The sequence below is a fragment of the Streptomyces sp. KL116D genome, from assembly GCF_030766975.1.
GTDB classification, from domain to species: domain Bacteria; phylum Actinomycetota; class Actinomycetes; order Streptomycetales; family Streptomycetaceae; genus Streptomyces; species Streptomyces longispororuber_A.
Window position 1 is genome coordinate 54,652 of sequence record NZ_JASERH010000057.1, and the last position, 13,918, is coordinate 68,569.

Annotated in this window: 13 protein-coding genes and 3 pseudogenes; 7 read left to right on the forward strand and 9 right to left on the reverse strand. The window is 68.4% G+C overall.

Going from position 1 to position 13,918, the window contains the following annotated elements:
* Positions 1–592 precede the first annotated feature (592 nt).
* Both RBJ77_RS22290 and RBJ77_RS22295 read left to right on the forward strand, forming a co-directional pair.
* Complete coding sequence (locus RBJ77_RS22290; RefSeq protein WP_372346645.1) at positions 593–1,018, forward strand: hypothetical protein; 426 nt, start codon at positions 593–595, stop codon at positions 1,016–1,018.
* Between the two features lie 151 nt (positions 1,019–1,169).
* Positions 1,170–1,625 carry a hypothetical protein gene (locus RBJ77_RS22295; protein WP_372346646.1) on the forward strand — a complete coding sequence of 152 codons (456 nt, stop codon included), beginning with the start codon at positions 1,170–1,172 and terminating at the stop codon, positions 1,623–1,625.
* A gap of 368 nt (positions 1,626–1,993) precedes the next feature.
* Here RBJ77_RS22295 and RBJ77_RS22300 read toward each other — a convergent pair.
* Positions 1,994–2,285: pseudogene (locus RBJ77_RS22300) on the reverse strand (MerR family transcriptional regulator).
* 1,242 nt (positions 2,286–3,527) lie between these two features.
* Between RBJ77_RS22300 and RBJ77_RS22305 the strand changes: the two are divergent.
* Positions 3,528–3,731: a cold-shock protein gene (locus RBJ77_RS22305; protein WP_372346647.1), complete on the forward strand. Its 204-nt coding sequence runs from the start codon at positions 3,528–3,530 to the stop codon at positions 3,729–3,731.
* 252 nt (positions 3,732–3,983) lie between these two features.
* Here the strand turns inward: RBJ77_RS22305 and RBJ77_RS22310 are convergent, their stop codons facing one another.
* Together RBJ77_RS22310 and RBJ77_RS22315 are read right to left on the reverse strand one after the other, a co-directional pair.
* Positions 3,984–4,160, reverse strand: a complete 177-nt coding sequence (locus RBJ77_RS22310) for a hypothetical protein (protein WP_372346648.1) — start codon at positions 4,158–4,160, stop codon at positions 3,984–3,986.
* 71 nt (positions 4,161–4,231) lie between these two features.
* A complete protein-coding gene (locus RBJ77_RS22315) occupies positions 4,232–4,594 on the reverse strand; it encodes a hypothetical protein (protein ID WP_372346649.1) in 363 nt (120 codons plus the stop codon).
* Between the two features lie 421 nt (positions 4,595–5,015).
* On the opposite strand from RBJ77_RS22315, the gene RBJ77_RS22320 reads away from it, so the two are divergent.
* Positions 5,016–5,369, forward strand: coding sequence for a hypothetical protein (locus RBJ77_RS22320; RefSeq protein ID WP_372346650.1), 354 nt, complete (start codon positions 5,016–5,018; stop codon positions 5,367–5,369).
* A gap of 471 nt (positions 5,370–5,840) precedes the next feature.
* Here the strand turns inward: RBJ77_RS22320 and RBJ77_RS22325 are convergent.
* The 6 genes and pseudogenes from RBJ77_RS22325 to RBJ77_RS22350 all read right to left on the reverse strand — a co-directional run bounded on the left by RBJ77_RS22325 (position 5,841) and on the right by RBJ77_RS22350 (position 9,400).
* Positions 5,841–6,283 (reverse strand): annotated as a pseudogene (locus RBJ77_RS22325) (NUDIX domain-containing protein).
* A gap of 92 nt (positions 6,284–6,375) precedes the next feature.
* A pseudogene (locus RBJ77_RS22330) lies at positions 6,376–6,750 on the reverse strand (tetratricopeptide repeat protein); the annotation flags it as partial.
* Between the two features lie 511 nt (positions 6,751–7,261).
* Positions 7,262–8,338, reverse strand: coding sequence for a hypothetical protein (locus tag RBJ77_RS22335; protein ID WP_372346651.1), 1,077 nt, complete (start codon positions 8,336–8,338; stop codon positions 7,262–7,264).
* Positions 8,335–8,907, reverse strand: coding sequence for an RNA polymerase sigma factor (locus RBJ77_RS22340; RefSeq protein ID WP_372346652.1), 573 nt, complete (start codon positions 8,905–8,907; stop codon positions 8,335–8,337). The genes RBJ77_RS22335 and RBJ77_RS22340 overlap by 4 nt, the downstream gene beginning before the upstream one ends.
* A complete protein-coding gene (locus tag RBJ77_RS22345; RefSeq protein WP_372346653.1) occupies positions 8,904–9,149 on the reverse strand; it encodes a hypothetical protein in 246 nt (81 codons plus the stop codon). Before RBJ77_RS22345 ends, RBJ77_RS22340 begins: the two co-directional genes overlap by 4 nt.
* Before the next feature lie 107 nt (positions 9,150–9,256).
* The gene (locus tag RBJ77_RS22350; protein WP_372346654.1) at positions 9,257–9,400 is read right to left on the reverse strand and encodes a hypothetical protein; all 144 of its coding nucleotides are present in this window, start codon (positions 9,398–9,400) and stop codon (positions 9,257–9,259) included.
* Positions 9,401–9,801: 401 nt separating this feature from the next.
* Here RBJ77_RS22350 and RBJ77_RS22355 point away from each other — a divergent pair, with 401 nt between their 5' ends.
* From RBJ77_RS22355 to RBJ77_RS22365, 3 genes are read left to right on the forward strand one after another with little or no spacing between them, the layout of a single operon-like run.
* Positions 9,802–11,811, forward strand: coding sequence for a regulator (locus RBJ77_RS22355; RefSeq protein ID WP_372346655.1), 2,010 nt, complete (start codon positions 9,802–9,804; stop codon positions 11,809–11,811).
* Positions 11,812–11,838: 27 nt separating this feature from the next.
* Positions 11,839–13,224 (forward strand): ThiF family adenylyltransferase, encoded by a 1,386-nt coding sequence (locus tag RBJ77_RS22360; RefSeq protein ID WP_372346656.1) that lies wholly within the window; start codon positions 11,839–11,841, stop codon positions 13,222–13,224.
* Entirely contained in the window at positions 13,221–13,874 is a 654-nt protein-coding gene (locus RBJ77_RS22365) for a GNAT family N-acetyltransferase (protein WP_372346657.1), read from the forward strand. Before RBJ77_RS22360 ends, RBJ77_RS22365 begins: the two co-directional genes overlap by 4 nt.
* Positions 13,875–13,918 lie beyond the last annotated feature (44 nt).

Sequence of the window (13,918 nt, forward strand, 5' to 3'; positions counted from 1 at the left end):
GTCGCCCTCTCGACGCCGATGCATCCTCCTGCCAGGAGTCTGAGCCCTCAGATCGTCCTCTTGCACCAGCTTTGCGGAGCAACAGCCCGGATTGGGACCGAGTTGATCTCTTGCCGTGTGAATGTTTCACACGGGGAGTTCTGGGAGTAGCTTTCGGGTGTGGGCGTGGACCGACCCTGGGGTGACGATGCCGAGATAGCGCGGCAGCGTGCTGCCGAGCGCGTGCCCGTGCGGCGGCTGCGGCCGCGGCGGGCCGAGCAGCACGATCGCCTGGCACAGCACAGCGAACCTGCGACGCTCCGGCATCTGGCCGCGCGCCACCGCGCGACGGCCGCCGCCACCTGGCGGCTGCCGAGATCCAGGAGGCGCTACGCCCGCCGGCTGGCCGCCTGGTCGCACAGCACACAGGAAGCCCGTCCCCTCTTCGCGAGCAGTGTCGTCGCGGCGTGCGGGGCCGACGCCGGGGCGCTGGTGCTGCTCGGCCCGAACATGCAGCGCCTCGCGGTCGCCTCGTCCGATGAGCGTGCCGAACGGGCGCAGGATCTGGGCTGGGTGCTCGGCCAAGGCGCGAAAAAAGAGGCGGCGCGTACCGGTGGTGCTGGTGGCCGCCGCGGGCTCCGATCTGCTGGCGCGCTGGCCGGCCTACGGGTGCGGCATCCACGATCTCGGGCTGCGGGCTGTTGCCGCCGTGCCGCTCACCGCCGCAGGCACGCGCTCGGTGTGCTGGTGGTGTACGACCACGCGCAGCTGCCCCAGCCAGGCGGACCTCCAGCGCGTCGGTGCGGCCCTGACCGAGGACATCCTCCTCGGCCCGGACGGCGACCCTGGCTGTACGGGAAACCGACCTGCACGACGAGGTCCACCAGGCCGCCGGCATCACCGCGAGAGGGAAGGCTGCGGCATCACGGACGCCCTGGCCCTCATCAAAGCCCGCTCCTACACCGACGACACCACCACCAGCGACATCGCCCACCGGATCATCCACCTCGGCCTACACCTGACCAACGAACCGGAGTAGTCCACGGCTCCTACGGGCCGCGGCTTGTCGAGAAAATCGAACACCTGATCTGCTTGGTGCATGCGCAACCTGCCGATTCCGGATGATCTCGTACACGCACAGATGGAATGGACGCGCGCGTACGAGGCGCTCGCGCACGAGCGCGGCCCGCATGCCGCTTCTGCGGCGGCGCCTGGTGCTGCTCTCCGTCCGTCTGACCGCGCATCCCTACTGGGAGGCCGGACTCGCCGGCGCCCGTATGCAGATGCGGCGGCAGCCCGCGAGAGGAACCGCGATCATGCCTGACCTGACCGAGCGGCAGCACGCCATCCTCGACTTCGTACGGGCGTGGATCCGCGAGCACCGTGAACCGCCCACGCTCACCCGGATCGGCACAGCGGTCGGACTGCGGTCACGGTCGGCGGTCCACTACCAGCTACGCCAGCTGGAGACGCTGGCCCTGGTCCGCATCGTGAACGGGAGGCCGAGCCGATCGGGTGGGACCCCCTCGCCGCTCTGCGCAGCCAGCGCCGGGCGCCGATCCCGCCCGGCGGGCGCGGTGCGTACGGAGACCGGCGTGGTCCCCGTACGTCGTGACCTGGGTCGGCCCTCCGCGCCACGGGGGTGAGCGCGACGGGCCGAGACCGCACTCTATGATCTACTCCGCTCAGCAGGAGTGAGTTGCTGCACGATGGCCCCGACCAGAGTCCATCGGCTCAGGCGGAGGCGCGCGCCATCGGGCCGACACCTGACGCGGCTCGCTACCCGACCAGCAAGCCGGTGCCAGAGGTCAAGGACGGCGCGGAGCGCTGGTCGACGCGTGCCATCACGGCGGGGCAGCCTCGCCGCGCCGGGTGGAGCCCTTGAAGCGGGTCGCGGTGGCGAGCTGCTGACTCAATCAGTACGACATCGAAGAGTAGCTGCGCCCTACGGAGCGCCCTCGACGTCGGGCGGTGCCGCTGCCTCGCCAGAGGGCCGACCGGGCCCGTCTCGGGTTCATCTGCGGTTCGTGAGCGAGATCAGGCTGAGGGCGCGGGCTGGGCCGCGGAGTTCTTCGTTGATGCGCTGGGCTTCCTCGAGCTGGTCTTCGAGGATGATGATGCGGCAGGCGGCCTCGATGGGGGTGCCGTTGTCGCGACGAGTTCGCGAGCGCGGCCCGCGATGCGCAGCTGGTAGCGGGAGTAGCGGCGGTGGCCGCCTTCGGAGCGCAGCGGGTGATCAGGCGGTGCTCGCCCAGAGTGCGGAGGAAGGCGGGAGTGGTGCCGAGCATCTCGGCGGCCCGGCCCATGGTGTAGGCGGGATAGTTGTCATCGTCGAACTTGTCGACGGGGCGGGTACTGCAGAGGGGGCATAGACCTCTTCTTTCGGGGACCGCATCGAGGGCCCGGGTGCCGTACGCACCCGGGCCGAGCTTTCAACACCATCTACCGGTTTACTGCGCCGGCGCTTCTTGTTCCGCTGGCCCGCCTGGGAGGCGGGACTGCGGGATCGCGTTGCGTGACCGGGGACCACCTTCCAATCCAGGGGCCTGCGGTACCCGGGCGGTGTTCTTCCTCGCCCGGGCGATCCTGATGGCGTCTGCTCCTTACTTCATCGGGTGACTCGGTTGCACTGCTGGGTAACGCGGGTACTGCATGCGACCCCTGGGGCCGCCCGGCCCGGCGGCCAGTGGCGGGGCCCACCACTTTCGACCCCGCCGCTCCACTGCCGTTCCGTTCCTGCTTGACCTTGCTTGCACGGCAGTTCGTCCCTGCCGCGCCCTCTCGGACTTCTTGGCTACAGCCGAAACACTAACCCCAACCCACGCCAATGTCTACTCCCGCCACGACAGATTTTCTCCATGCGTAGACCTGGGACTTCTTCCTTCGTGCACACCCGAAAGAGTGCTGCCCGGGTTGAAGACGGCCCGTCGCGCCCAAGCTCGGCCCAGCGGCACAACCGACCCGGTCGGGGTGTGAGCTCATGAACGACACGATGACAGTCAGCACGACGGCTCCGAGGCCCCCGCCGCCCTGAAGGACGACAGCCTGAGCCACGGAGCCCTCCTCAGATGACGGTGACGATCACAGGGACCCTGCCGTCCAGATCGCCACCGCCCTCGGCCAGCAGCGTCAGCTTGCGTTCGCAGCCAGCCGTGCCACACCCGCTTGCCCCAAAGATGTGCCCGGGCCCGGTGCGGGTGCGGCGGCATTGGTAATGCCAGACGATCCCGCAGGCGGTCGATCGCGAGCAGGATGTCGGCGGCGTCGCGATGGACCAGGTGCACGCCCGAGGATCTACCATCAGCTGCTCTGTTCCTCTGGCGGGTGTCGCAGGTGGACAGCAGCAGGGCCAAAGGAAAGGCGAGGCTCGTGTCCGTGGCTTCGCTGGCAGTGGGCCGTGTAGCGTCCACGGCAGCAGTGGTTCCGAAGTACCGCCCGTGAACCTCACGTTCACGGGCGCCTTGCTGTTCGCAGTCTCTGAGGGCCAGGACGACCACCTCCGCCTCCCGCGCGGTGCGGGAGGACTTCGAGTCCCCTTGGAGGGCACCATGGCCACCGGAACCGTCAAGTGGTTCAACGCGGAAAAGGGCTTCGGCTTCATCGAGCAGGAGGGTGGCGGCCCGGACGTCTTCGCCCACTACTCCAACATCAACGCCTCCGGCTTCCGTGAGCTGCAGGAAGGCCAGAAGGTCAACTTCGACATCACCCAGGGCCAGAAGGGCCCGCAGGCGGAGAACAACACCCCTGCCTGAGCTGCGCCACCACGACACCCGCCTCGACCTGTCGAGGCGGGTGTCAGCACGTGGCCGTGCCTGCCCTACACGGCGAAGCCCATGTTCATCACGTACTCGTGGGCGCCGTAGTCGGAGCCGAGGTCGGCCGTGACCGCATTCCCTGAGGCTTCTTCCGCCGCGGCCGACCTGCCGGCGGGGACCGCCCTCGACGGCGTTCTCCGACCTGTCGAGGTGTCTCAGGCAGAAGGTGTCTGCTGGGCTGCAGCCGGGTCAGAAGTAGGTGGTCTGCGTCAGGTACAGGCATTCATGGCGGGGCACGACGAGATAGGTGAAGAAGCCGTTCTCCACGTGGTGCTGCGTCAGTCCTGGGCCCATCTCCTGGTACCCGGAGCCCTCCAGATACAGAGCAGCCGCCGCCCGCACAAGCTCGTCCGCAGCTTTCTCCACCTGTGCCACAAAGGCCTCGGGAGCGCCACCGTTCACGTGCTCTTGGCCGGGGTCATACTGCCAATGCCAGCTCACGCAGCCAGGTCCCGCCGAACGGTGTCCTGGATCTGGCGCAGCTCGGCCATGGCGTTGATGTACGCCGGATCATCGGTTCCGGCCGACTCGTGCACCGCGGCCAGCGCCTTGTCCCGGCGCATCCGCAGATCGGTCCGCCGCTCGATCTCGACCTCTGCCATCCACCAGTCCAGCCACGACGACAGGTGCTGGATGTTGCCCGAGCGCAGGCCGGCGGCAAGGGCTTCTTCCTTGTGGCGCTCCATCTCGGACAGCCGGTGCGGAGCGATCCGCGCAAGGGCCATACGGACTCCGGCGGGGGTGCGCTCGGGGCGAGGCATCTCGTCCCTGTCCAGCGGGCCATGCGTCTGCGCCGTCATGTGCGCTCACCCCTTCCTGCCGTTGCCTTCACCGTAGCGGGTCCACGGACCGGTCCTGCCATTTTACGGAAGGAAGAATCCCTGGCGTCCCGACCCGTCGACACTGAACGGGAACACAGCAGCGTGGTCCGTGATGCTCGACGGCGGGGCGGGGTTCTCAATGACGATGACCTGGCCTGGGAGATCGCCGACGAGATCTGCGTAGAGGCGCTCGACGACGTTATGGTCAGCAGTTCTTCCTCGTCCTTGCGGTCTTCTGGCCGACGGTACGTCAGAACAGGCGAGCTCGACTGCACACCCTTCTCGACTCCTGCCTTCCGGGCGATCAGTAGACAGGCAGTAGGTTGGGGATACCTACCTCCGCGCCTCAACTCGTCAGCGCTTCAGCTCTTCTACGGCCCCACCTGCCCAAAGGACACCCATGTCGATTCTGCCGCAGCTGCCCGCCTCCATGCGCATTGTCAGCGACGCGGAATACCAGGAGCTCCGCAAAACGATGGAAGTGCACGTGCCCGCCCAAGAGAAGGTGCACTACGCCCTCACCGACGTTCTCGCCGTCCTCGGCATCTTCCTGCCGCCGCCCAAACCGTGGTCCGACACGTGCACCGCGCTCTACCTGGTGCACACCGAGGAGTACATCGACACAGGCCAGCTCGGCACGTGGATCCAATGCGAACTGGACGCCTGCCACCCCGCCGATACGCACGAGGGCGAGGACATCGAGTGGAGCGACAACCAGCCAGGGGCGGTCAGGGCCTGGCCTGTGGAGCCGTAGCCACGCGATCGACTGGGCACTGATCGACTTCATACAGAGCCCACCAGACCCACCAAAACGCCTCAGGCGCCCATAGAGCCCCACCGCATGGTGGGACGCACGGGCTCACATCTCCTACGGAGCCATCACCACCGCTGCCGCAAGGCTCTGAGAGCAGGACCTTCGCTGGGACTCGACCTGTCTGACAGGCTCAGGGATGTCTTCTGGATCTTCCTAGTAATGGGGCGGGTCGGTGACCTGCGGGGATCCTTCCTGTGGGGCGCTGAACTGGCCTTTTGACGATGGGTGGCGATGGGGTGCGACGGTCTTGAGTGGGTGTCTTGCGGACTGGGGGCGAGTGAGCGGGCCCGCCGCAGTCGCTTGTCGAGGACGACATCGACGGCTCGAAACCAGCCTGTGTCCAGACTGTCGTGCCGCCAGACCGTGTTGCAGGACGCGTGGCGCCAGCCACGCGGAGAGGCATCGGCGTTCCTAATGCCAGCCGTCGAGGGAGACTTCCGGACCGCCTGCGAGGTAGCGGTGGAGGGCACTGGCGGTGGTGTCCACGAACTCCGCGGGGATGGCGTCGACATCGACCCAGCGGACCTGGGCGTGCTTGCGAGGTTCGCGGTTTTCGGGTTCGCCCGTCATTCGTTAGCGGCGAAGACGACGGTGAGGAAGCCGTTGGGGGCTTCGACGCCCCAGGCGCCGTGGATGATGTGGGCGACCTTGAGGGAATCCGGCTTCACGGTCAGGCCGGTCTCCTCGTACAACTCCCGCACTGCCGTCTCGGTGATGGGTTCGCCGGGTTCGCTCTTGCCGACGGGGAGGTCCCACATGCCCTGGGCGAATTTGGCGTTCTGGCCGCGTTGGAGGAGGACGACGCGGTTGGTGGCCTTGTCGTGGACGATGACGGCGGCGACCAGCAGGGTCATGGATTCGAGGGCGGGCGGCAGGGCTTTGGGCTGGTCATCGGTTGTCCTCTGACCCACGGCTTGTGTCCCTTCGTCGGCCGGATGGTGGCAGCTTAGGCCAGCGCTTCGCCTGCGCGGCGGGCGAGTTCGGCGGCTCCGGGCACTTTGCGGCGCTGGTAGATGGAGAGGGTGGAGCGGAGCGAGGTGATGGCCTTGCGGGTGCGGTCGGAGGTCATGCCCTCCATCAGGGTCAGGGCCTGGGACCAGGCGGCTACGGCCTCGTCGGCGCGGGCCTGGGCAGCGAGGCTGTCGCCGAGGTCGGCGTAGGTGAGGGCATGGACGCGCTGGGGGCCGTCATCGCGCAGCAGGGCGTCTTCGGCGGCAAGCAGGGCGCGGGCCGCTGCGGGCTTCGCGCCGACCGCGGCGTAGGCGCGGGCGTGAGTGATGTGCAGTAACGCTTCGGTCTGGCCGTCGACGTGGCCCAGGCCGCGGGGAGCACATCGAGAGGGCCCGCCTTGTTCGGGCGGCCCCCTCCATGCTGTCGGTCTCGTGCAGGTCCTCCACAGGACAGGCATGACCGCCCACCTTGAAGTGCCGGGTCTTGTCCGCCCGTGCAACCGGCAGCACTCCGCCGCGGTCCTACCCAAGTGTGGGATCACCATTACTCCAGTGCCGCACCGCGCGGCGGGGGTTGCGCCTGTGGCTGGTAGGCACGGTTTCAGCAACGCCAACGGTGAAGCGCCGCCCGGACTGATGCTGCCGAGCGGACCTCCGCCGGGTGGAGTGAGCGTGCCCCCAAACTGGCTTCGCTGACAGGGAATGAAGCCCCGCCTTCGTACAGACGGTGGTGTCACAGACGTCGGCATGACTGTGCCCCCGAGCAGTCCCGTTGGGCCACTGGCGCCGGGATGCGTGGAGTCGATCCGGGCCCCAGCCGAAGAGACGGCCGCCGCAGGACGATGCCCTGCCCCGGCGGTCGCTCGTCTTGGGCATGGAGCGTCATAGGCCAACAAATTCGTGGGCAGATGTGCTGCCGGAGCGGACGACCCAGGTGCCACTGCCCGGCCGGGTCTCGTCGGAACGGGCCTTCACGGCGTCGACATTCACGGTCGACGGCCACCGCGTGCCGGACTCCGACCAGCGGATCCCGCCGAGGTCGACGCCGGTCAGGTCGACGCCGGTCAGGTCGTCAGCAGTGAAGTCGTTCAAGACGGCCGCTGCGTTATGGCCCCATGCTGGGGCGGGGCGGCCGAGAGCCTGGCCGATAGCCCGGCCCAGCCAGTTGGTACGGGCTCCGATGACGGCAGCGACAAGGTCACCCTCGCGGCCGAGGGTGCGGTCGAGGTAGATGCAGAAGCCGCGGGCGAGAGCGCGGGCGCTGTCGAAGTCGCGGTCTAGGCCAGGTTCGAGGTCGCGGGCGAGAGCGAGGGCAAGGTCGCAGGCGTCGGCGAGATCCCGGTCGAGGTCGTAGTCGAGATCGAGGTCGCGGTCAAGGTCGAAGTCAAGGTCCTGGACGAGGTCTCCAACGAGGGTGCGGTTGAAGCCGTAGACACGTTCGATGGCGATGGCGAGGTCACGAGCACTGTCGCGGGCGATGGCACGATCGCGGGCGCGCTCGGGGTCGCGGACAACGTCGTGGGCGCGGTCCAGGTCGCGGTCGCGTGCGCGGTCTAGGTTGCGGACGAGGATATGGGCGCGGACGAGGGCGTGGTCGAGGCTACGGACCAGAGCGTGACCGCGCTCGATGTCGCGGGCGAGGGCCTCGCTGGCTGCACGGACAGTGGGATTACTGCGCAGGGCCAGGCGCTGCGCAGCGCTGAGATCGTGAAGGGGCTGCTCGGCTGCTGCCAAGTCGGGGCGCGGGGGCGGATCGGCCTCGGCAGGAAGGATGGCAACAAGTCCGGCCTCAGTGTCGACAACAGTTTCGAGAGCGTCGACGGCAGCCTCATGACGGGAGGACAGAAGGACCTCGCTCAGGCCGGCTTCGACATCAAGAAGGCCGTCCAAAGCCTTCTCCAGAGGTGCCTGCAGGCGGCGGTGGACCTGTTCATCGTCGGCTGCGTGGCGTTCGGTCACTGCTCCTCCCCCTGTACCGTGCGGTAGAGCGCCGTGACGTTGCGCTTGGCCCGCTTCAGGTTGGCACGTACGGTCTCGGCTGTGAGCCCGAGGTGGTCGGCGATGTCTGTGGGGGTGAACCCGACCAGCCTCCAGGCCAGCACCTGACGCTGTCTCGGCGGAAGGCAGCGCACCAACAACAGCGCGTCATGCTCGGCCTCCCATTCCCCGATGCGATCGGGGCGCGGCAGGAGGGATGTGGGTTCCGGAATGTCCGCGACGGGCTCTTCGACGGAAGCGAACCTGCGAACCAGTGCTCGCGAAGCGGCCTTGTAGACCCATGCCTTGTGGTGGCGGATGCTGTCCCAGTGCCGGTATGCATCGGTCAGAACTTCCTGGGCGATGTCCGCGGCAACGTGCACGTCGGCACCCTGGTTGACCAAAAAGCCCACCAGGGAGCGGACCGTGGCCCGGTAGAAGGCGGAGAACTCCGCGTCCATGTGCTGTCGGGCGCGGGCGCGCTGGGCGGTGGGGTCCGACGATGCGATGGCCGGCCGGTCGGCGCCCTCCGCAGGATCGTGTGTGTTCACCCTTCCCGGTCCTCCCCCACAGCCGCCCCTCGGACGGCCCTCACGCTCAGGTGGTGCCCGTCACCGTCCCGTTCATTCAATTCCACCTGCCCGTGCGCGGTCACCGTTGCGACGACCTGGAGCAGGTACTGCTGCCGTTGCCGCTCGCGGCGTACCCGCCAGCGCAGGCGCAGCCAGAGCCCCAGCAGCATCCACGCCTTGGCAGTTACGAGCGAGAAGACGGCGATCCAGACCTCATCCATCGGGGCATTGCCCTTCCTCAGATCGGTACGGCCTCGGGGCCGGTCACGAGCTGAGGGGCGGTACTGGCCTTGATCGTGAACTCAGGAGAGGACATTTCTTGTGTCCGTTACTCGTCCGCCGGGCGTTCGATGGGCAGGGCGCGCACGCAGACCGCGTTCGCGGCGGTCCGGGAGATGGTGTAGTTGATCTCGGTGGACGGCTGGCCGGCGTGGTCGGTCTTGGACCAGCCCGGGTTCCATACCTTCAACACGCGGCCGAGTCCGTCGAGGACGGCGTCGGTGCGGTTGCCGTTCGCGTCGATCTCTCCGGTGGCGGTGGCGCGTGCCGGGGCGTACTCGGTGGTCGTCTCCTGGCCGAGGGCGTTGGTCTCGGTCTTGGCTGTTGGGGCTTCGATGGTGGCCGGCGTGTAGGCGGCGGTGGTGCTGGTGTTGCCGGTGGCGTCGGTGTCGGTTGGGCGTGCTTTTCCATTCGTGTTCCGTGATCTGGCCGGGGCTGCCAGGATGCGTGCACGCTTTTGTTCTCGGCGCGGTACGGGCTCCGATGCCTTGCTGCACGGCGCGCGACGCGTGTGCCTGTGCGGCCCGTCCGTGTGGAGGAGTCGCCGTCGCCGCCGGGGCGAAAGCCTGTTCGTTGGTTGGGGAGGATGGGGCCGTGTTCGTAGGGCGCGAGCGGGAACTGGCCGGGCTGCAGAGCGCGTTGAAGGTGCGCCGGCTGGTCACCGTCACCGGTGTCGGAGGCGTCGGCAAGTCGCGGCTTGTGCGGCAGGTGGTGGATCTCGGTCTCGTGGGTGCTCCGGCGGATGTCTGCTGGGCGGACCTGTGGCAGCTGCGCGATGAGGGGTTGCTCGCCGCGCTGGTGGCCGATGCGTGCAATCTGTCCGATCACACGCCGAGGATGCCGGTGGATGTGATCTGCAACTGGATCGGCGATCGCGAGCTCCTGCTGGTGCTTGATTCCTGCGAGCATCTGCTGAACGCCTGCCGGAACCTGGTGCAGGTGCTGCTCGAGAAGTGTCCGCGGCTGAGGATCGTGGCCACCAGCCGCGAGCGGTTCCGTCTGGACGAGGAGTTCGTCGCGGTGCTCCAGCCGCTGCCGTGCGCCACGGATGCCGCCGAGCTGTTCCTGCGGCGTGCCACGGAATCCGGGCACGCGCCTGAACCTGGGGATCTGAATCAGGTCACCGAGCTGTGTGAATACCTCGACGGGCTTCCGCTGGCGCTGGAACTGGCTGCGGGGGCGCTGCGGAACTGCAGCATCGAGGATCTTCTGCGGCGCCCACGGCACGATCTGAGCCGGGACGAGGACGCGATACGTCCCCTGGGGCCCCGTCGGCACGACGTGCTGCGGACCGCGCTGGGCTGGAGTCATGAACTGTGCACGCCCACGGAGCGCCTGTTGTGGGCCCGGTTGTCCATCGTCCATGGGCACTTCGACGAGGCCGTGGCGGTGGCCCTGTGTTCCGGTGGGCCGCTCTCCGCCTTCGACGTGAGCCAAGCCCTGGCCGGTCTGGTGGACAAGTCCGTCGTGAGCCTCCGTCTCGGGCGCCTTCTGCTGCTCGACACGGTGCGGGAATTCGGGCGACTTTGGCTCGCCGAGCTCGGTGAGTTGGACGCGATGGCGAACAGGCACGCCTCGTACTTCCTGACCCAGGCGCGGCAGGCGGATGCCACGTGGACCAGTGCCGAGCAGACCGGGTGGTATCGCACCATCAAGGAGGCGCATCCCGATCTGTGTGCGGCCCTGGACCACTTGATCGCCCATGACCCCGATACGGCGCTCGAGCTGGCCACCTTGACGGGCTTCTACTGGACGTGCTGCGGACATGCGCACACCGCGCAGCTCTATCTTTCCCGCACGCTGAAGGCCGGCGACAGCCAGGGGCCGGTGCGGCAACGAGCCGTCTGGGCCCTCGGCTTGACCCATCTCCTGCAGGGGAATCACGCCACGGGGACGCACCTGGCGCGCGAGTGCCTGGCGGCCGCCCATGCCACCGAGGACGCGACCGCGCTGCTCCGGGCCGCCTATCTGCAGGCCATGAGCGACCTTTTGCAAGGCAACCCCCAGCCGGGCCTGGACCTCCTGGAGCACGCTCTGCGGAACGCGAGCGCACACGCCACGGACGCGGACGAGCCAGCGCCCCAGGCCGTGATGATGTGCCGGATGCTGCGTCTGTTCGCTCTCACCGGGCTCGGGGAGTTGAAGGAGAGCCTGGAATCGGCAAAGGTCGTGCGTTCGGAGTGTGTCGCCATGGGCGAGCACTGGATCCGCAGTTACGCCGACTACCAGATGTGTGTGATCGCTCTGCGCGAGGGGGACAGTGAACTGTCCCTGGAGTACGCCCGTTCGATGCTGCACGCGAAGCAGCAGATCGGCGACACCTTCGGCATCGCGCTGGGGCTCGACATGCTGGCTGCGGCGTTCTCCGCCAACGGGGACGGTCATTCCGCCGCGCTCGCATCCGGCGCGGGCCAGCGGCTGTGGGACGCGGTGGGTCACCCGCAGCGCGGCGCCCCGGACGTGGCGCCGCTGCGTGAGGCCGGCGAGGACATGGCGCGTCAGCTCGTGGGGGCCGTGACCTACGAGTCGTATCGCAGCGAGGCCGCCCATGCGGACCCCGGCGAGATGCTCGCCTGGGCGGCCGGTGGTGCGTCGCCCCTGTAGAGCGCGGGCGCGGCGCGAGCGTAGGAGATGACTTTTCTGGGCGATCGCCCGTTTGCTGCGCCCGGTGTGACTTTCTCGCTGCTGGTGCGCACGGTGAAAAGCCTTGTGCCGCCTGGCCAAAGTCGTCTTCGCAAGCTCGTCGGCGCAGGGGGGCGTGCGGTGGTGAAAGCCCGCGCACGAATTCGACCGCATGCGGCTCCTTACGCAGAGGGATTCAACGATCGGACGCTGGTAACTTCCGGCGTCATGATCGATTCGATGCCCGAAGGTCCGGGAGCTCTGCGGGACCGCATGCCGATGCCGCGGGGGCAGGAGGTCTCCCGCCCCACGCTGCTGCGAGCCACCGAGGAAGAAGACCGCGCTCTCCTCGACGCCCTGCTCGCCTCTGGGTCCGTACGCGAGCGGCATGACCGTATCGACGAGCAGCTCGCCGAACTGGTGCGTTGTCTGTCCCCTCACGAAGCCCTCGCGGGGCGCCGCCTGGAGCGTGCCGTGGCGGAGTTCACCGATGGAGCCGAGCTCAGCCACTACGGAATCTGGGCGTGGTACCCGTGGTCCGGGCGTCTCGTGCATGTGCTGCCTCGCGAGGAGTTCCGGCGCGTACGCACGGACCGCAATCGGGGCAAGATCGCCGTCGCTGAACAGCAGCGTCTGCTCGCGCGGCGCATCGGGATCGTCGGCCTGTCCGTGGGCAATAGCGCCGCCCTCACCTGTGCCATGGAGGGCGTCGCAGGATCGTTCCGCCTGGCCGACTTCGACACGCTCGGTCTCAGCAACCTCAACCGGTTGCGGGCCGGCGTACACGACCTGGGCCTGCCCAAGACGGTGCTGTGCGCACGGCAGATGTACGAGATCGACCCCTACCTCGACATCGAGCTGTGGAACGACGGGCTCACCGAGGACACCGTCGACGCCTTCTTCGGAGCTGCGGACCGTCCGCTCGACCTGGTGATCGAGGAGTGTGACACCCCCTGGGTGAAGACCGCCACGCGTGAGCATGCACGACGGCACGGTGTCCCGGTCCTGATGGACACCAATGACCGGGGGCTGCTGGACGTCGAGCGCTTCGACCTCGAGCCGGACCGGCCTCTGTTCCACGGCCGCGGCGGCGACCTGACCGCCGAGGAGGTACGCCGGCTCGCCCCGGCGGACGCCCTGGCCTACCTGCTGCGCATCTGCGACGAGAGCCGGCTCAGTCCCGCCATGAAGGATGCTCTCGGCCTGATCGGGCACACCCTGTCGAGCTGGCCGCAGCTGGCCAGCGGGGTGATGCTGGGCGGTGCCCTGCTGACCGACGCCGCGCGCCGCATCCTGCTGGGCGCGCCCGTGCCCTCGGGCCGCTACTACGCGGACCTCGAAGAGCTCGTCGGCCCCATCGATGCCGAGCGCGTCCTCACGGGAGCGGCCCGGTGAACCACCTGCCCGAACTTCACGGTGAGCACCTCTGGTTGCGCGAGCTGCGGGCCACCGACCTGGCGCCGTTCGAACGCATCCACACCCACCCCGTCCTCACCCGCTACCTCGGAATCGACCGGATGGACGCCCGTCAGGCCCAGGACGCGTTCGCACAACATCTCGCCCAGCCCTACAGCCACCCTCGGCGCAAGCACACCCTGGCCATCTGCCCGCACGGCCAGGACGTCATGGTCGGCACCATGGGCCTGCTCGTCGAGGAGTACGGCCGCAACGCCATGCTCACCAGCCTGGTCCTGCTCCCCGACGCGCCCGTACGGGGCCACGGCCACGAAGCGGGGCGCCTCCTGATGGCCTACGGATTCGGGCACCTGGGGCTGCATCGCATCTGGGCCGGGCACCGCGCGGATCACACCCGAATGCGCGCCGTGATGCTCGCGGCCGGGCTGCACCCCGAGGCCACGCTGCGGGAGCTGTTCCACACCCAGGGCCGTTGGCACGACGTCACCACCTACGCGGCGCTGGCGCCCGCATGGATCAGCCGAGCCACCCCCGCCGAGCAGGCCATCCTCCGCGGTGCCGTCCTCCCTTCCCCTGCCGGCCCCTCGGACGCACCGGCACAGTCCGCGTACGTGACAACCCGCAGATGAATCGTTCCGTCGGCGGCCTTCGGTCGTGCAGGGAGGGCCGCCGT